We start from the raw sequence: 16,888 nt of genomic DNA, 5'->3' as shown, positions 1-16,888 counted from the left end.
CCTGCCCGGCCGCTAGCGTTGCGCTCATGCGCGTGGGAGTCCTCGACATCGGGTCCAACACCGGCCACCTGCTCGTGGTGGATGCCCACGGCGGCGCCGCGCCGCTGCCGGCGTCCTCGTTCAAGCAGCCGCTGCGGCTCGCCGAGCACCTGGACGCCGCTGGCGCGGTGACGCCCGAGGGGATCGACGCGCTGACGGCCTTCGTGGCCGACGCCGTCCGCGTCGCCGAGGAGCGCGGGTGCGAGGACATGCTCGCGTTCGCGACCTCGGCCGTCCGGGACGCCGTCAACTCCGAGGCGGTCCTCGCCCACGTCAGGTCGTCGACGGGCGTCGAACTCGCGGTACTGTCCGGCGGGGACGAAGCGCGCCTGACCTTCCTGGCCGTGCGGCGCTGGTTCGGCTGGTCCGCCGGGCGCCTGGCGGTCTTCGACATCGGCGGCGGCTCGCTGGAGATCGCCGGCGGAGCCGACGAGGCACCGGACGTTGCGTGGTCGATGCCCATCGGCGCCGCGCGGCTCGCACGCGCGTACTTCGCGGCGGGCACCCCGACCGAGGACGACGTCCGCCGGATCCGGCACGAGATCCGCGTCGAGATCGCCCGGGACGCCGGACGTCTGCTCCGCTCGGGCAGGCCGGACCGTGCCGTCGCCACCTCGAAGACCTTCCGGTCGATCGCCCGGATCTGCGGCGCCGCTCCGTCCGCGGCGGGCCCGCTCGTGCCGCGTGCGCTCGACGGCGCCGTGCTGCGGCAGCAGCTGCCGGAGCTGCTCATGATGTCGGTGGACGAGCTCGCGACCCTGCCCGGGGTCTCCGCCAGCCGCGCGCACCAGGTGGTGCCCGGTGCCCTCGTCGCCGAGGCGTGCCTGGACATCTTCGACCTGCCGGCGCTCGAGATCTGCCCGTGGGCGCTCCGCGAGGGCGTCATCCTCGAACGGCTCGACCAGCTCTCCGTCCTGGGAGGCTCCCAGGTCTGACCATTATGGTCAGAGAATGACCAGAACGGACACCACCTCGTCGACCGTGCACCGCGGGCTCGTCGTCCCCGCCGTGGCCTGGCTCGTCGCCGGGCTCGGCTGGCTCACCGGCGAAGCCGTCTCGGCATCGGCCTGGCCGGGCTACAGCTACGCGACGAACTACATCTCCGACCTCGGCGTCCCCGACGTCGGCTCGTTCCAGGGCCGCGCGATCGACTCGCCGCTGCACGGACTGATGAACGCCACCTTCGTCGGCCAGGGGGTGCTGTTCGGCGCCGCCACGGTGCTCGCCGCCGTGCTGCTCCGGGGTGCGACCCGCAGGGCCCGGGTGACGGCGGTCGTCCTCGGCGCGGTCCACCTGGTCGGGATGGTCCTGGTGGGGTCGTTCCACGGCAGCCAGGCGAGCACCGAGGACGGCACGATCGCGTTCCACGTGCTCGGCGCCGCGGCGGCGATCACGACCGGCAACGTCGTGGCGATCGTCGCCGCCGCGTCCGGCCGGCGCACCGGAGCCACCCGCGGGTACCGGGTGGCGAGCACCGTGCTCGGGGTCCTCGGCCTCGTCGCCCTCGTGATGCTCGTCGTCGACTCGTCGACCAGCACGGTCGACGTGTTCCCCGACGGGGTGTGGGAACGTGGCTCCGTGTACACGATCATCGCGTGGGAGGTGCTCACCGGCGCCGTCCTGCTCGTCGGGGCCGTCCGCCGCCGGTCGGCGGTGCGCGCGTGACCGCCGGGGCCCGTCGTGGGCGTCCGTCGAGCGAGGACGTCGACCGGGACGTGCTCGACGTCGTCGCCGGTCTGATCGCCCGCCGCGGCATCAAGGACACCGCGGTGCAGGCCGTCGCCGACCGCTCGGGGTACTCGAAGGCAGGGGTCCTCGCGCGGTTCACGAGCAAGGACCTGCTCGTCGAGGCGGCGCTCGCCCAGTGCGCGGCGCAGACCGAGGCGGTGCTGCGGGCGGTGCGCGACCTGCCGGTCGGGCCCGCACGGGACGCGGCGGCGCTCGCCGGCATCACCGACCTCGCGCTGGCCCGACCCGGCTGGGCGGAGCTCGCGCTCGCCGCGTTCACCCTGCACCGCGGCGACGACGTCGGGGCGCGACTCGTGCCGGTCGCCGCGACGCTGCTCGAGCTGTTCGGCACCGACCCCGGGGACCCCACGGCCACCCCCCTCGACCGTCGCGCCCGGGTGTCCGGCGCGTTCGGTGCGATCGTCATGCTCGCGCTGACGTACGAGGACGACGCCTCGGCCGCCGAGGCCCGCCCGCACGTGCTCCGCGTGGCCTGGGACGCGCTCGGCCACGACGGCGGCTTCCCGCACGCGGCCGGCGAGGTCGGCCGGGTCGGCTAGGCCCGCTCGGACCGCGGCGGCGCGAGCAGCCACGGGCGGATCAGCTTCGTCACGAACGGCAGCACCCAGAAGGTCATGATCGGCGTGAGCACGAGCGTCGTGACGAGCACCCGGGGCAGGATCGCGACGTGGGCGAACGCGGGAACGAGCCCGGCCATCAGGTACGTGAACGCCAGGTTCACCGGGAAGAAGCCGAGCCAGATGCTCACCGCCTGCTTCCACCGCGGGGGAGCGCTCGAGGCCGGGGCGTCCTGCGGGACGTCGAACCAGCCCTCGATGCCGGTGCGCCGCTCGACGCGGGACTCGACGACCAGGTCGCGGCCGAGGTCGAGCCAGCGGAGCCGGTCGTCGGAGTTCTCCCACGTGGCCAGGGAGTCGTGGTCGGCGAACCGGTAGAGCATGTGCCACTCGCGGCTCGTCGCGTGCGAGCGCACCCACCCCGAGCCGAGGAAGCCCGGATAGCGGTTCGCCAGGTTCACGCCGGACTGCACCCAGCGGGTGACGTCGGGGATGCGGTCGGGTTCGACCAGCCGGGTGATGGACACGGTGACGGGCGGGCCTGCGGTCACGGATGGCGAGTGCAGGCTCCCTGGCTCTTGTGGAGTCATTTCACCAGTTTCCCCGAACTGTGTTTCCGGCTCGTGTCGTGTCGGCCGTCGTGCTTGACTGACGCCATGGCACCGCGTGCAATCATCGGGATCGGCTACGAGGGGTCTGACCTCGAAGGGCTCGTCGCGAGACTGCGGCTCCGCGGTGTCGAGCACGTCGTCGACGTCCGATTGAACCCGATCTCACGAAAACGAGGACTCTCAAAGACGGCGCTCCGGGCCGGACTCGAAGCTGCTGGGATCGGCTACAGCCACTTGCGCGCACTGGGTAACCCCAAGACCAACCGTGAGGGATTCGCAACCTCCGCGGGCCCAGAAGCGTTCGCGAGTCGGGAAACGTACCGAGATCTCCTCCGATCTGACGAGGCGCAGAGCGCGCTGTCCGAGGTTCGCGATCTCACCGAATCTCATCACGTCGCTTTGTTGTGCTTCGAGGCGGATGAAACGCACTGCCATCGTGAGCTGATCCTGCAAGCGCTCTGCGCCGAAGACCTGGCACTCGCGGTCTGACTCAGAAGAGCGTCGAGGACCAGTCCGAATCTCTCGGGACGTGGTGTACTCCGAGAGCCGAGAAGCTCCGTCGCTTAGGCGGATCCGCGATGTTCCCGACGAACAGCGATGTGCGAAGCCCTTCATTGAACTGCTCATCACGGAACTTCTGCAGGATCATCGCCTGGAGAGCCTCATCGGACCGATGACGACCCCGATGCTGCAGCGCCGCGAGTTCGAAGTCGAGGAGCGAGGGCTCGTGGCCGTTGCAGGCCTCCGCCTCGCAGCGGTAGCGAATCCTCACTGTGAAGCGTGGTGGTTCGAGGGGCCGCGCGGCTTTCTCCGACTCCCCGAACAGTGGAGGTTGCGCGATGGCGCTCTCGATCGCGCGCTGCTGGGCGGTTGACCAGCCCGGGTGTTTCGAGAGCGAGAAGCCCTGGAGCTGTCTGACGGAGACGAGCCCGAGCGATTGCGCGTCGGGGTCGCTCTGCACACCGCCGATGAGCTCGCACATCGATCTGGACGGCAACGTGCCGAGTATGCGATCCCGAGCTGCCTTGTGCTCAACACGACCGACAACCTCGAGTGAGTCCCACACGGGTCGCCTGCTCTCTGCACGGGAGTCGTGTCGCGCGCGGACGGTGTCGACCTCGATCAGGTCGTACTTCGCGAATTGATGACTAGTCGACAAGTGGCGGAACGGTACCGGGTACAGGCGTATCCACTCGGCTACTTCACGGTCAACTCGCACTCCGGCGACGCAGACCGTATCGATGTACGTCCGCGACGGTTCCGGGGCGGCTTTCACCGTCACCATCAATCGAAGTCTTTCGCTGGCGGCCATCGCGAGTCCCCACTTCAGTGTGAGATTTCACCCTACTCACTCTGTCTGCCGGTGGGTAGGTTCGTGGTCTGAACGAGACCGAACGCGGGCGGCACGAGACACCGACCGAACGGTGGGACCGGAACTGGGCGGACATCCAGCAGAAACTCCGGATCGTGCAGACCGGCACCCAGATCCTGGCCGGGTTCCTCCTCACGCTGCCGTTCCGACAGCGGTTCGCGACGCTCGACGTCGGGCAGCGGGCGATCTACCTGGTGCTGGTCGTCCTGGCGGTCCTCGTCACCGTCACGGCGTTGTCGGCGGTCGCGACGCACCGGCTCGTGTTCCGGCAACGGCAGGAGCACGACCTGGTCCGGGTGGGCAACGTCATCCTGCTGGTGACGCTCATCGTGAGCGCCCTGCTCTTCGCCGGCACCGTGTTCTTCGTCTTCGACGTGGTCGTCGGGGACCTCGGCGGCGTGCTCGGCGGGGTCGCGGTCGCCGTCGGCGCGGCGGCGCTGTGGGTGTCGGTGCCGCTCGCCGTCCGGCGGACCAACCGCGACACCGACGACGACTAGCTGGCCTGCTTCTTCTCGGTCGTCGTCTTCTCGGCCGTCGTCTTCCCGGTGGTCTTCTTCGCCGGGGTCTTCTTCGCCGCCGCCGGCTTCTTCGCCGGGGTCTTCTTCGCCGGTGCCTTCTTCGCGGGGGCGTCCTCGGTGCTCGTCTTGTCGGCGCCCGTCTTCTTCGCCGGGGTCTTCCGGGCCGGGGCCCGCTTCGTCGAGCCGGACGTGCCCGAGTCGGAACCCGACGACGAACGCGAGGTGGACGACGAACGCGACCCCGAGCCTCCCGACCGCTTCTTGTCGACGGACGCACGCAGGGCGGCCATCAGGTCGAGCACGTCCCCGCCCTCGTCGTCGTCGTCCTCGTCGGCCTGGTCGCCGAAGGTCTTCTCGGTGTCGACGTCGTCGCCGGCCTCGAGCTTGGCGTCGATGAGCTGCTGCAGTTCCTCCTGGTAGGAGTCGGTGTAGCGGTCGGGGTCGAAGTCCGTCGACATGCTCTCGACGAGCGACGACGACATCTTCAGCTCGTTCGCGCTCACCTTCACCGTCGTGTCGAGCGTTTTGAAGTCGGCCGCGCGGACCTCGTCGCCCCAGAGCAGCCCCTGCAGCAGGATGACGTCGTCGTGCACGCGGAGCACACCGAGCCGGGTCTTCTGGCGCAGGGTGAACTGCACGATCGCCAGGCGGTCGGTCGTCGCCAACGTCTCGCGCAGCAGCACGTAGGCCTTCGGCGAGCGCGAGTCGGGCTCGAGGTAGTAGGTCTTCTCGAACATCATCGGGTCGACCTGGTCGACGGGCACGAACTCGAGCACCTCGACCTCGTGCGACTGCTCCTCGGGGAGCTGCCCGAAGTCGTCCGCCGTGAGCACGACGGTCTTCTCGCCGTCGTCGTAGGCGCGCTGGATGTCGGCGTACTCGACCTCGTGGCCGAACTCGCACACCCGCTTGTACCGGATGCGGCCCTTGTCCTCGTCGTGGACCTGGTGCAGGGACACGTCGTGCGTCTCGGTGGCTGCGTACACCTTGATCGGCACGTTGACGAGCCCGAACGCGATGGAGCCCTTCCAGATCGACCTCATGCGCTCATGATGCCCGGGTCCCGGGCGGAGCGCCCGGAGTGGTCGGGTCGTCCACAGGTCCGCGACCCGGTGGAACCGTCCACAGGTCCGGCCTCGCTGGACCGCGGAGCGGCCGACGCGAGCACGATGGGCGCATGAGCCAGCTCGACAAGCAGGACCCACGAGACCAGTTCGCCCGCCCGCCGTTCCCCGCGCAGACGCAGCAGGGGTCCGGCCTGGCCGGAGCGATGGACCCGCCTCCCGACCACGGCGAGACGACGTACCTCGGCACCGGACGGATGCGCGGGTACCGCGTCCTCGTCACGGGCGCCGACTCGGGCATCGGCCGGGCCGCGGCGATCGCCATGGCGAAGGAGGGCGCCGACGTCGCCCTGAACGCCCTGCCGGAAGAGCGCGACGACCTCGAGCAGGTGCGGGACGTCATCGGCGACCTCGGGCGCAAGGCGGTGCTGCTGCCAGGGGACCTCACCGACGAGGCGTTCTGCGCGACGCTGGTGCGCGACGCCGTCAGCGAGCTCGGCGGGCTCGACTCGCTGGTGCTGGTCGCCGGTCACCAGCAGGTGCACGAGGACGTCACCGAGCAGTCGACCGAGGACTTCGACCGCACGATGAAGGTCAACGTGTACTCGCTGTTCTGGCTCGTCCGCGCCGCCGTGCCGCACCTGGCGCCCGGCAGCTCCATCGTCACGACGAGCTCGGTGTCCGCCTACCAGCCGCAGGACCGGATGATCGACTACGCGGCGACCAAGGCCGCCATCATCACGTACACGAACGGCCTCGCCCGGCAGCTCGCGCCGAAGGGCATCCGCGCGAACACGGTCGTGCCGGGGCCGGTGTGGACCCCGCTGCAGCCGATCAGCTACCCCGGCGACGAGATCGCCCACTACGGCGAGGGCACGCCGTTCGGCCGGCCGGCGCAGCCCGTCGAGCTCGGCGGCGCGTACGTCTACCTGGCCGGTCCGGAGTCGTCGTACACGTCCGGCACCACCCTCACCGTGGCAGGAGCGACCGGAGTGGCGTTGTGAGCCCGGCCGCCCGGAAGACCGTGGTGCTGGTGGGGGACCGTCGGCTCGCGCTGACGAACACCGACAAGGTGCTCTACCCCGAGACCGGCACGACGAAGGGTCGGGTGATCGAGTACTACGAGCGGGTCGCGCCGTGGATGATCCCGCACGTCAAGGACCGCCCGGTGACGCGCAAGCGCTGGGCGAACGGCGTCGGCGGCAAGGTCTTCTTCGAGAAGAACCTGCCGGACTCCGCGCCGGACTGGGTCCGCCACCACACGATCCACCACACCGAGCACGACAACGAGTACCCGATCGTCGACGACCTGCCGACCCTGGTGTGGATGGCCCAGCAGGCGGCGCTCGAGCTGCACGTGCCGCAGTGGCGGTTCGGTCCCCGCGGCGCGCAGCAGAACCCGGACCGGCTCGTGCTCGACCTCGACCCGGGCGAGGGGGTCGGGCTGCCCGAGTGCGTCGAGGTGGCGCTCGCCGCCCGCGAGATCCTGCACGGCATGGGACTCGACCCGTACCCGGTGACCTCGGGGTCGAAGGGCATCCACCTGTACGCCGCCCTCGACGGTCGCTCCACGACGGCACACGTCTCGGACGTGGCGCACGAGCTGGCGAAGGCCCTCGAGACGGACCTGCCCGACCTGGTGCTGTCGTCGATGAGCCGCGCCGAGCGTGCCGGCAAGGTCTTCGTCGACTGGTCGCAGAACAACGGCAACAAGACGACGATCGCCCCGTACTCGCTGCGCGGCCGTGACCGGCCGACGGTCGCTGCACCCCGCACCTGGGCGGAGCTCGAGGAGAAGGGGCTCGCGCAGCTCACGCTGGACGAGGTCCTCGAACGCCTGGAGGCCCGTGGGGACTTCCTGCACCCGGTCGCCTCCGCCTCGTTGGCCGTCGGGCGCGACGACCACGGTCACTGGGACAGCGACCGGACCGAGCGCGCGAACGACGCCGAGCAGCCGGCGCGCGACCGGCTCGCCGCCTACCGGGCGAAGCGTGACGCGTCGAAGACCCCGGAACCGGTGCCGGCGGGCGCGCCGACGGTGCGGAAGGACGGCACCCCGACGTTCGTCATCCAGGAGCACCACGCCACGCGTGACCACTACGACTTCCGGCTCGAGCACGACGGCGTGCTCGTCAGCTGGGCCCTGCCGAAGGGTGAACCGACGGACCCGGGCAAGAACCACCTGGCGGTGCAGACCGAGGACCACCCGCTCGAGTACGGCTCGTTCGAGGGCACGATCCCGCACGACGAGTACGGCGGCGGCACGGTGACCCTCTGGGACGACGGCACGTACGAGCTCGAGAAGTGGCGCGAGGGACAAGAGGTCATCGTCACGCTGCACGGCCGCGCCGGCGGGGTGCGGCGGCTCGCGCTCCTGCACACCCGTGGCCGGGGCGGGGGCGACGAGAAGAACTGGCTCATCCACCGCACGAAGGAACAGCCGGACCGGGCGGCGGACGGCGGCGGCGCACCGGCGGACCGGCAGGGCGACGCGTCTCGCGACGGAGCGGTTGCCGGACACCGCGACGGACGGCGGCGGATCACGGGGGCTGCCGCTGCCGACACCCCGCCGTCCGACCGTCGGACGATGCAGGCGACGGCGGCCTCGGGCACGCCGCGGCTCGACCCGGCGGACTGGGCCTTCGAGATGAAGTGGGACGGCGTGCGGGCGCTCGCGACCGTGCGCGACGGGTCGGTGACCCTCCGCAGCCGCAACGACAACGACCTGACCGCGCAGTACCCGGAGCTGCAGGAGCTGGCCGAGCGTGCCGGGGTCGACGGGGTGTTCGACGGCGAGGTGGTGGCCGTCGACGAGCGCGGGCGACCGTCGTTCCAGCTGCTGCAGAACCGGATGGGTCTGACGAAGGCGCGCGAGGTCCGCGCCGCGCAGGAGACGACACCCGTGCGGTTCCTGCTCTTCGACGTGCTCGAGGCCGACGGGCACGAGCTCACGCGACTCGGGTACGACGCCCGCCGGCAGGCGCTCACCACCGTCGTCGAACCGGGTGGGGCGATCGACGTGCCGCCCGCGGTGTCGGGCGACCTCGACGCGGTGATGGCCGCGTCACGAGAGCAGGGGCTCGAGGGCGTCGTCGCGAAGAAGCGGTCGTCGCGGTACGCCGAGGGCCGCCGGTCCGAGGCCTGGCTGAAGCTCAAGCACCACGCCGCGCAAGAGGTGGTGGTCGGCGGCTGGCGCCCCGGGAACGGGCGACGGGCCGGCGGCGTCGGCTCCCTGCTGCTCGGCGTGCCCGGGCCCGGCGGCCTGCAGTACGTCGGCCGGGTCGGCACCGGGTTCCGCGACCGCGACCTCGACGAGATCGCCGCGGTGCTGCGACCACTCGCCCGCACGACGTCGCCGTTCGTCGACGTGCCGGGCGTCGATGCGCGCGACGCGCAGTGGGTGACGCCGAAGCTCGTCGGCGAGGTCGAGTTCGCCGAGTGGACCGGTGAAGGCCGTCTCCGGCAGGCCTCCTGGCGCGGCTGGCGCCCCGACAAGGACCCGGAGGACGTCGCGCGCGAACCCTGAGCCCGCGCACGGATGCGTTCGCATGGGGTCCGCCGTCGGCGAACTTCCGTCCCCCGTCCGGGCCCTCGGCGGGGGACGATCACGGTGCACGCCTGCTGCGCAGACGCCCGGCGCTGTTACGGTCGCCGGGACGAAGGGGCACCGTGATGAGTTCGAGCAAGTACCTGCCGCCGTACGACGCCGAGGAACGCGTGGCGATCGGGACGGACGCCGAGCCGACGGTCGAGGCGTCCGGGGAGCGCACGGACCCGATCCCGACCCCGGTCCCGGAGGTCACGTACGCCGACTTCCTCGTGGACGAGGACGACTGACGAAGCCGTGCCGGCACGCAGGGTCAGCGGAGCACGGTGGGGCAAGGAAGAACGGCCCGTGCGTCGGATCAGGGAACGCACGGGCCGCTGGAGCGCCGTGGCCGACCGTTCAGGGGCGGCCGACCACGGCGCGCTCGCACCAGGCACGCTGACGCGCACCTGGTAGGCACAAAACTAAAGACGTGACGACGACCCGATTCGTCACGCTGACGACCGAGATCCGTGATGAGGAGCCGCCCGTGGCGAGCGACGAGTCCCTGTCCGCGTTGACCGACGCCTCGCTCGTCGAACGCAGCGCCGACGGTGACACCGCGGCCTTCGGGGTGCTCATCCGGCGCTACGGCCCGCTCATGCGCGCGTACGCCGCACGCATCCTCGGACACGGGGACGGCGAGGCGGACGACGCCGTGCAGGAGGCCGCGTTGCAGGCCTGGCAGCGGATCGACCGGGTCGAGGACCCGGACCGCGTGCGGACCTGGCTGTTCCGGATCACGGCGAACAAGGCACTCGACCGGTTGCGTCGACGGCACCCGCACGCAGACCTGGAGGCCGTGGTCGACTCCGCGTCGGAACAGGCCGTCGACGAGGTGGTCGCCACGCGGCTCCAGGTGCAGGAACTCGCGCGTATCGTTCAGGCTCTCCCGGACGCGCAGCGCGCGGTCTGGGTGATGCGGGAGATCGGTGGCGCTCCCTACTCCGAGATCGCCGAGGCAACGGGGCTGTCGGCGACGAGCGTGCGGGGGCTGCTGGCGCGGGCCCGCCGCCGGGTGATGGAGCAGATGGAGGTGTGGCGATGACCGACGACACCGACGACCGTCACGGGGCCTTCACCCTCGACGAGCTCTCCGAGTACCTCGACGCCCACCGTGACCCGTTCCGCCCCGACATCGAGGGCGACCCCGACGCGGTCAGCGCCCTGGAACGGCTCGAGGCGCTCCGCTCGGCGTCCAGGGAGCTGCTCGACCCGGGCACCGACGGTGACGAGGACGAGCCGTGGATCACCTCGGTCCTCGCGGCGATCCGGACGACGGCGCACGCCGGCCGGGACATCCCGGTGCCCGACGACGACCCGGCATCGGACCTCGTGGTGACCGAGGGCGCGCTGCGCGGGCTCGTCCGGAGTCTCGGCGACGCGTTCCCCGGCGTGCTGGTCCGTCGGACCCGGTTCACCGGCGACCTGACCGTGCCCGGGGGACCGGTCGACGTCGAGGTCACCGTCGTGACGACCCTCGACGCCTCCGTCCCCGAGCGGGCCGACGCGCTCCGCTCCGCGATCGCCGAGGCGCTGCGGACGCACGCGCCCTTCACCGTCCAGACCCTGGTGGTCCGCGTCGCCGACGTCATGACCGGGGGCACCCCGTGAACGCCGACCTGCGGGCGGCGTCCCGCACGCTCACCGCAGTGGTCCTCGCCGTGCCCGGGGTGCGGTCGGTCGTGCCGCCCGGCCCGGCGCTCGCGACGCTCGTCCGCGACGTCCGGACGGCGCTCGACACACCCCGTGACGGCGCCGCGGTGCTCGTCCGACAGGGCGACGACGGCTCCGTCGTGCGTGTCGTCGTGACCGTCGACCGTGGTCTCCCGACGACCGCGGTGCTGCGGGAGGTCCGGGACGCGGTCCGGACGACCGTGGTGGACGTCCTCGGCGGACCACCGGCGCACCTGACCGTCCGGGCCGTCGAGATCGACTGAACGCCGGAACGCCGGGCCCCTGCGGGGACCCGGCGCTCCGGTGATCCGTCGGTGTCAGGCGGCGGGAGCCGGCCCGTCGGCGGGTCCGGCGTGGTCGGCCACGGGCGCACCCTCGTCGACGAGGGTGTCCTCCTCCGGCTCGACCACGTCGGCCGCCGCGGCCTTCGCATCGTCGATGGACTCCTGCGCGCGGCGGAGCATGGCGTCGTCTGCTGGCTGGTCGCTCATGCGCCGGAGACTACGCGGGCGTGCCTGTGTCGGCGTCCCGGCGGCGACCGTCGAGCGGTCCGCCGAGTCGGCGCGCGTCGTCACGGTGCGGCGGCTCGAAGTCGACCGCCGAGGTGGGGGCCGGGCTGGACGGCATCGGCGGGGCGGCCGGCGTGCCGAAGGCGTCCGCGGCGTCGAGCACCGCACGGGTCGCCGCCGCGGCGGTCCGCAGGGCGTCGGCGATCGGCATCGCCCGGTGTGCCGGCGTGCGCACCTCGACGCCCCACGGCTCGTCGAAGCCGAGGTCGCGGACGGTGCGGACGAAGCCGGGCAGGTCCCACGCGCCGGCCCCCGGCAGGTACCGGGCCTGCTGGGACTCCTGCGCCAGGGTCATGCCGGACGGGGTGTGCAGCAGTCCGTCGCTCAGCTCGACCGCGGCCAGGGTCGCGGGCGCCACGCCCTGCCGGATCGAGGCGAGGGTCGACCCGCCACGCAGGGCGTGCATCGCGTCGAGCAGGAGCCCGCCGTTCGGGTGCCCGGCGCCGGCCACGAACCGCGAGGCGCGTTCGACCGTCGGCAGGTTCGACCACGGTTCCGGTTCGAGCACGAGCTGCGCGCCGACCGTCTCGGCCTGCCCGGCGAGGGCGACCCAGTCCTCGGCCATGGCGACCGGTGACGCTCCGGGCAGCGAGGTGTCGGCACGGACGACGACCTGCCACGCACGGAGCGAGGCCGCGGCCTCGAGCACCACGCCGCGGTCGGCGACGTCGTCGGCGGTCCGGCTCGCGCAGGTCCACCACCGGTCCAGCGGACCGAGTTGCACCCAGACGATGCCCGCGCCGTCGAGCATGCGTCGCAGCTCGGCGAAGCCGGTCGTCGCGCGGACCTCGTGCAGGTCGTCGAGCGACAGCGACAGCCCGGCGAACCCGGCCGCACCGACCGCGTGCACGCGGTCCCGGATGCTCTCGTCGCCCGCCCACGTCCACGACGTCGCCAGCAGATCGTGTTCCAGCACGGCGTACCTCCGTAGTCCCGGAACAGTGGCCGCCGCGTCGTTGCGGTGCGCTGCCCCGTGTCCGTCGACGTCCCGATCCCCACCCGACGTCGAGACCATGAGTACGCCTCGTGGCTGCGAACGCTCCCAGCGCGTCGTCACACGCCGGACACGTGCGTCAGACGATCCGGGTGTGGACCGCTCCGACCCCGGCGATCGTGCCGTCCAGCACCTGACCGCGGCGGAGCACCCCGACCCCCTCGGGCGTGCCGGTCATGACGAGGTCACCCGGAGCGAGCGCGACCGACCGCGAGAGGGCCGCGATCGTCTCCCCGACGGACCAGATCTGGTCGGCGAGGTCGCCCGCCTGCCGCAGGGCGCCGTCGACGCGCAGCTCGACGGCACCGGCCGAGGGGTCGACGCCCGCGGCCGGGGTGATCGCACCGATCGGCGCCGACGCGTCGAAGCCCTTCGCCGCGTCCCACGGGCGGCCGAGCCGCTTCGCCTCGGCCTGCAGGTCGCGACGGGTCAGGTCGAGACCGACGGCGTAGCCCCAGACGTGGTCGAGCGCGTGCGCTTCCGTGATGTCGGCCCCGCCGACGCCGATCGCCACGACGAGCTCGACCTCGTGCTCGAGCCGCTCGGTCGCCGGCGGGTACGGGGTGTCCGCGCCGTCGACGACGACCGCGTCGGCCGGCTTCGAGAAGAAGAACGGCGGCTCGCGGTCCGGGTCGTGGCCCATCTCACGCGCGTGCGCGGCGTAGTTCCGTCCGACGCAGAAGACGCGGCGCACGGGGAACCGCCCGCCGGTGGTCGTCGGGACGGTCGGGAGGCCAGGGGCCGGGATCACGAGGTCGGTCACGATCCCAGCGTGGCAGTCCGCGGCGTCGCTGTCAGCCCTCGCCGAAGGACGCCTCGTGCCGCAGACGCCGTGCGCGGGCGCGCTCCTGTCGTCCGCGCCACTCGATGCGCGCCTGCCGGAGTTGCTCCTCGGCGCCCTTCGCCCGCATGAGCTGCCCGTGGTGCGACGAACCCATCCCGTCGTCGTGCACCCACGATGACGGGACAGGGCCGGCCCCGCGGCGGCGGTGACCGGTCCTGTGGAGCGTGGGGCGGGCCTCCCGACCGTCGAGGACCGGCCCCGTGGCGGAGGCGAGCCGTCAGTTGCCGGGCGCCGCCGACTCGGTCTCGCCCTCGCCCGGGTCGCCGCCGGTCCCGCCGGACGCAGGCTCGTCCTGCGGCCAGCCGGAGAACTCCCACCCGTCGACCGAGGGGTGGTCCTCGCCCTTCGTGTAGGCGTGGGTCCGGGCCGCCTCGCGGGCGTCCGTCAGCGTCGCGAGCAGGTCGGCGTGCGCGTCGGCGTCGACCCGCGTCAGCGCGTCGTGCGCGAGCGCGAACCGGTCCATCTCGTTGCGCATGAGCATGTCGAACGGCGACGTGGTCGTGCCGCGCTCGAGGAACCCGTGCACGTGCAGGTCGTCGTGCCCGTTCCGCCGGTACGTCAGCTGGTGCACGAGCGACGGGTACCCGTGGAACGCGAAGACCGCGGGCGTCCCCGGCAGGAAGAGCTTGTCGTACCGGTCGTCCGGGATCGGGTGCTCGTGCTTGCGCGGGTCGCCGAGGGCGAGCAGGTCGACGACGTTGACCACGCGGACGCCGACACCGGGGGCGTGGCGCCGGATGATGTCCACGGCCGCGATCGCCTCCACCGTCGGGACGTCGCCGGCGCAGGCCATCACGACGTCGACCCGGCCGACCGTCTGCTCGGTCCCGGCCCAGTCCCAGACCCCGAGGCCGGCGGCGGCGTGCGCGACCGCGTCGTCGAGGGACAGGAACACGGGTTCCGGGTGCTTGCCGGCCACGATCACCTCGATCCGGTCCGTCGTCTCCATCGCGTGCGCGGCGACGGCGAGCAGCGTGTTCGCGTCGGCCGGCAGCTTGATGCGGACGAGGTCCTGCTGCTTCGACGCGACGACGTCGAGGAAGCCCGGGTCCTGGTGGGAGAAGCCGTTGTGGTCCTGCCGCCACACGTGCGACGACAGCAGGATCGACAGGTTCGAGACGGGGGCGCGCCAGTCGATGTCCGTCGCGGACTCGAGCCACTTCGCGTACTGGCCGACCATCGAGTCGATGATGTGGGCGAAGGCCTCGTACGTGTTGAGGATGCCGTGGCGGCCGGACAGCACGTAGCCCTCGAGCATCCCCTCGAGCAGGTGCTCGGACAGGACCTCGGTGACGCGGCCGCGGGCGGACAGGTGCTCGTCGTCCGGGGACCGTTGCGCCCGCCACACGCGCGAGGTGACGTCGAACACGGCGTCGAGCTTGTTCGAGATCGTCTCGTCCGGGCCGAACAGGCGGAAGGACGACGCGTTGCGGCTGATGAGCTCCGCGACCCACGGACCGAGGGTGCCGGTGGCCGAGGCCGTCGACCCCGCCTCGACACCGTACGGCTCGAGCGACGGACGGTCGAGCGCGGTGCGGATGCGGCCGCCGTTCGCGTGCGGGGTCGCGCTCATCCGGGTCTCCCCGGTCGGCCGGATCGACGTGAGGATGCCCGTGGGGTGGCCGGCGTCGTCGAGCAGCTCGTCGGCACGGTAGGACCGCATCCACTCCTCGAGCTGGGCGCGGTGGGCATCGTCCTCGCGCACCGCGGGCAGCGGCACCTGGTGCGCGCGGAAGGTGCCCTCGACGCGCTCGCCGTCGACCTCCTTCGGGCCGGTCCAGCCCTTCGGGGTGCGCAGCACGATCATCGGCCAGCGCGGGCGGAGGTCCGCGGCACCGGCGGGCTGCCCGGCGGCGGCGCGCTCGGCCTGGGCGCGGGCGGCGGCCTGGATGTCGTCGATGCTCGCCAGGGCCCGACGCAGCGCGCCCTCGAACAGGGCGTGCACGGCGAACGGGTCGTCGTCGACGCGGCGGGAGTCGACGACGAGCGGCTCGTAGCCGAGCCCGCGGAAGTACGCGGTGAGGTCGGCCTCCGGGATGCGTGCGAGCACGGTCGGGTTCGCGATCTTCCACCCGTTCAGGTTGAGGATCGGCAGCACCGCACCGTCGGACACCGGGTCGAGGAAGGTGTGCGCCTGCCACGAGGCGGCGAGCGGACCGGTCTCGGCCTCGCCGTCACCGACGACGCACGCGACGACCAGGTCCGGGTTGTCCAGTGCCGCGCCGTACGCGTGCGCGAGGGAGTAGCCGAGCTCGCCGCCCTCGTTGATCGAACCGGGCGTCTCGGGCGCGGCGTGCGACGGGATGCCGCCGGGGAACGAGAACTGCCGGAAGAAGCGCTGCAGGTCGTGGTCCGGGTACAGCTCGCCCCACGTGCCGTCGAGCCAGGCGTTCGCGTTCATCGCCGGGCCGCCGTGCCCAGGGCCGCACACGTAGAGGAACTGCCGACCGGTGTCCGCGATCACCGCGTTGCAGTGCGCGTACACGAGGTTCAGGGCGGGGGAGGTGCCCCAGTGCCCGAGCAGTCGCGGCTTGACGTCGGAGGGCTCGATCGGCCGCTCCAGCATCGGGTTGTCCAGCAGGTAGATCTGCCCGACCGTGAGGTAGTTCGCGGCTCGCCACCAGGCGTCGATCGCCCGGAGTCGGTCGGTGGAGTGGATGTGTGCTGCGGCCATGCCCCCACGGTACGAACCCGGTGGTCGGAGAAGCCCAGGAAAAGTCGTTCCAATCCGTTCCGCGCGGGGTACCGAATCACTTGCACAGGGCAAAAGCCCAGGGCGCTCTCCGGTCGTGAACGGCCGGTGTTCAGCGTACGCACAGAAGCATTCGTTCGGCCCCCGGCCGGAGTGTCCCTCAGAGCAAAGGATCCACATCATGCGCAAGAGCCTCAAGACCAGCATCACCCTCGCCACGACCGGCGCCCTCGTCCTCGGTGGCGCAGCGTTCGGGATCTCCTCCGCCAACGCCGCCACGCCCTCGATCCACACGGTGTCGTCGTCGTCGGAGTCGAAGGTCCCCGCACCCGTCGCCTCGGTGCCCGAGGTCCTCGGTGGCTCCACCGCCGTGAAGCTCGACTCCGGCTTCACCGACGCCCTCACCGCCCTCAAGCTCACCCCCGGCGTCTCCGGCGACGCAACCCTCGCCGACGGGTCCGTGTCGTTCCCGATCACCGCCGGCTCGGTCACCTACTGGTCGCCGGACGGCAACTACCGCCCCTACGTGCAGGGCCTGCTCAACCACGACGACTCCGGCCTGACCCTCAAGGCCGGCGACACCACCGTCACGCTCGAGAACTTCGTCGTGAACCCG

General features: G+C 72.0%; 19 protein-coding genes and 1 pseudogene. 12 read left to right on the top strand and 8 right to left on the bottom strand.

The genetic code is table 11. From position 1 onward, the window contains the following. The first annotated feature begins 26 nt into the window (after positions 1-26). The 3 genes from BIU94_RS03195 to BIU94_RS03185 are packed head-to-tail and all read left to right on the top strand — an operon-like array spanning position 27 to position 2,327. Positions 27-974, top strand: coding sequence for a Ppx/GppA phosphatase family protein (locus BIU94_RS03195; RefSeq protein WP_071254161.1), 948 nt, complete (start codon positions 27-29; stop codon positions 972-974). Positions 975-990: 16 nt separating this feature from the next. Beyond that, positions 991-1,704 carry a DUF998 domain-containing protein gene (locus BIU94_RS03190; RefSeq protein ID WP_071254159.1) on the top strand — a complete coding sequence of 238 codons (714 nt, stop codon included), beginning with the start codon at positions 991-993 and terminating at the stop codon, positions 1,702-1,704. Next, a complete protein-coding gene (locus tag BIU94_RS03185) occupies positions 1,701-2,327 on the top strand; it encodes a TetR/AcrR family transcriptional regulator (RefSeq protein ID WP_071254157.1) in 627 nt (208 codons plus the stop codon). The genes BIU94_RS03190 and BIU94_RS03185 overlap by 4 nt, the downstream gene beginning before the upstream one ends. Here BIU94_RS03185 and BIU94_RS03180 read toward each other — a convergent pair. Further along, on the bottom strand, positions 2,324-2,935 hold the full coding sequence (locus BIU94_RS03180) for an antibiotic biosynthesis monooxygenase (RefSeq protein WP_071254154.1): 612 nt from the start codon (positions 2,933-2,935) through the stop codon (positions 2,324-2,326). The genes BIU94_RS03185 and BIU94_RS03180 overlap by 4 nt on opposite strands. Positions 2,936-3,001: 66 nt before the next feature. On the opposite strand from BIU94_RS03180, the gene BIU94_RS03175 reads away from it, so the two are divergent. Beyond that, entirely contained in the window at positions 3,002-3,445 is a 444-nt protein-coding gene (locus BIU94_RS03175) for a DUF488 family protein (RefSeq protein ID WP_071254152.1), read from the top strand. A 1-nt stretch (position 3,446) separates the two neighbouring features. Here the strand turns inward: BIU94_RS03175 and BIU94_RS17230 are convergent, their stop codons facing one another. Further along, the gene (locus BIU94_RS17230) at positions 3,447-4,268 is read right to left on the bottom strand and encodes a hypothetical protein (RefSeq protein ID WP_139196266.1); all 822 of its coding nucleotides are present in this window, start codon (positions 4,266-4,268) and stop codon (positions 3,447-3,449) included. 68 nt (positions 4,269-4,336) lie between these two features. Here BIU94_RS17230 and BIU94_RS03165 point away from each other — a divergent pair, with 68 nt between their 5' ends. Then, positions 4,337-4,825: a DUF6328 family protein gene (locus BIU94_RS03165; RefSeq protein ID WP_071254149.1), complete on the top strand. Its 489-nt coding sequence runs from the start codon at positions 4,337-4,339 to the stop codon at positions 4,823-4,825. Here the strand turns inward: BIU94_RS03165 and BIU94_RS03160 are convergent. Beyond that, positions 4,822-5,889: a Ku protein gene (locus BIU94_RS03160; RefSeq protein ID WP_071254146.1), complete on the bottom strand. Its 1,068-nt coding sequence runs from the start codon at positions 5,887-5,889 to the stop codon at positions 4,822-4,824. The genes BIU94_RS03165 and BIU94_RS03160 overlap by 4 nt on opposite strands. A gap of 134 nt (positions 5,890-6,023) precedes the next feature. On the opposite strand from BIU94_RS03160, the gene BIU94_RS03155 reads away from it, so the two are divergent. The 6 genes from BIU94_RS03155 (at position 6,024) to BIU94_RS03135 (ending at position 11,436) form a co-directional block, all read left to right on the top strand. Then, the gene (locus BIU94_RS03155; protein ID WP_071254144.1) at positions 6,024-6,914 is read left to right on the top strand and encodes an SDR family oxidoreductase; all 891 of its coding nucleotides are present in this window, start codon (positions 6,024-6,026) and stop codon (positions 6,912-6,914) included. Next, on the top strand, positions 6,911-9,436 hold the full coding sequence (locus tag BIU94_RS03150; RefSeq protein ID WP_071254142.1) for an ATP-dependent DNA ligase: 2,526 nt from the start codon (positions 6,911-6,913) through the stop codon (positions 9,434-9,436). Before BIU94_RS03155 ends, BIU94_RS03150 begins: the two co-directional genes overlap by 4 nt. A 146-nt stretch (positions 9,437-9,582) precedes the next feature. After that, positions 9,583-9,747, top strand: coding sequence for a hypothetical protein (locus BIU94_RS17675; RefSeq protein WP_175472089.1), 165 nt, complete (start codon positions 9,583-9,585; stop codon positions 9,745-9,747). A 182-nt stretch (positions 9,748-9,929) separates the two neighbouring features. Continuing rightward, positions 9,930-10,544: an RNA polymerase sigma factor gene (locus BIU94_RS03145; RefSeq protein WP_254782883.1), complete on the top strand. Its 615-nt coding sequence runs from the start codon at positions 9,930-9,932 to the stop codon at positions 10,542-10,544. Next, the gene (locus BIU94_RS03140; RefSeq protein ID WP_139195886.1) at positions 10,541-11,110 is read left to right on the top strand and encodes a hypothetical protein; all 570 of its coding nucleotides are present in this window, start codon (positions 10,541-10,543) and stop codon (positions 11,108-11,110) included. The genes BIU94_RS03145 and BIU94_RS03140 overlap by 4 nt, the downstream gene beginning before the upstream one ends. After that, positions 11,107-11,436 (top strand): hypothetical protein, encoded by a 330-nt coding sequence (locus tag BIU94_RS03135; RefSeq protein WP_071254136.1) that lies wholly within the window; start codon positions 11,107-11,109, stop codon positions 11,434-11,436. The genes BIU94_RS03140 and BIU94_RS03135 overlap by 4 nt, the downstream gene beginning before the upstream one ends. Before the next feature lie 54 nt (positions 11,437-11,490). Here BIU94_RS03135 and BIU94_RS17670 read toward each other — a convergent pair whose 3' ends face one another. From BIU94_RS17670 to BIU94_RS03120, 5 genes are all read right to left on the bottom strand, one after another. After that, positions 11,491-11,664, bottom strand: coding sequence for a hypothetical protein (locus BIU94_RS17670; protein WP_175472090.1), 174 nt, complete (start codon positions 11,662-11,664; stop codon positions 11,491-11,493). A 10-nt stretch (positions 11,665-11,674) separates the two neighbouring features. Then, entirely contained in the window at positions 11,675-12,658 is a 984-nt protein-coding gene (locus BIU94_RS03130; protein ID WP_071254135.1) for a sugar phosphate isomerase/epimerase, read from the bottom strand. A 157-nt stretch (positions 12,659-12,815) separates the two neighbouring features. Next, positions 12,816-13,499, bottom strand: coding sequence for a fumarylacetoacetate hydrolase family protein (locus tag BIU94_RS03125; RefSeq protein WP_071254133.1), 684 nt, complete (start codon positions 13,497-13,499; stop codon positions 12,816-12,818). Positions 13,500-13,530: 31 nt separating this feature from the next. Then, positions 13,531-13,674 (bottom strand): hypothetical protein, encoded by a 144-nt coding sequence (locus tag BIU94_RS17665; RefSeq protein WP_175472091.1) that lies wholly within the window; start codon positions 13,672-13,674, stop codon positions 13,531-13,533. Positions 13,675-13,797: 123 nt separating this feature from the next. Further along, the gene (locus tag BIU94_RS03120) at positions 13,798-16,254 is read right to left on the bottom strand and encodes a phosphoketolase (RefSeq protein WP_071254132.1); all 2,457 of its coding nucleotides are present in this window, start codon (positions 16,252-16,254) and stop codon (positions 13,798-13,800) included. 199 nt (positions 16,255-16,453) lie between these two features. Here BIU94_RS03120 and BIU94_RS03115 point away from each other — a divergent pair. Then, positions 16,454-16,888, top strand: a pseudogene (locus tag BIU94_RS03115) (hypothetical protein); the annotation flags it as partial.

This window comes from Curtobacterium sp. MMLR14_006, assembly GCF_001864985.1.
Classification (GTDB): Bacteria; Actinomycetota; Actinomycetes; order Actinomycetales; family Microbacteriaceae; genus Curtobacterium.
The sequence above is the reverse complement of the archived record's forward strand: the minus strand, read 5'-3'. Positions and strand labels throughout refer to the sequence as shown.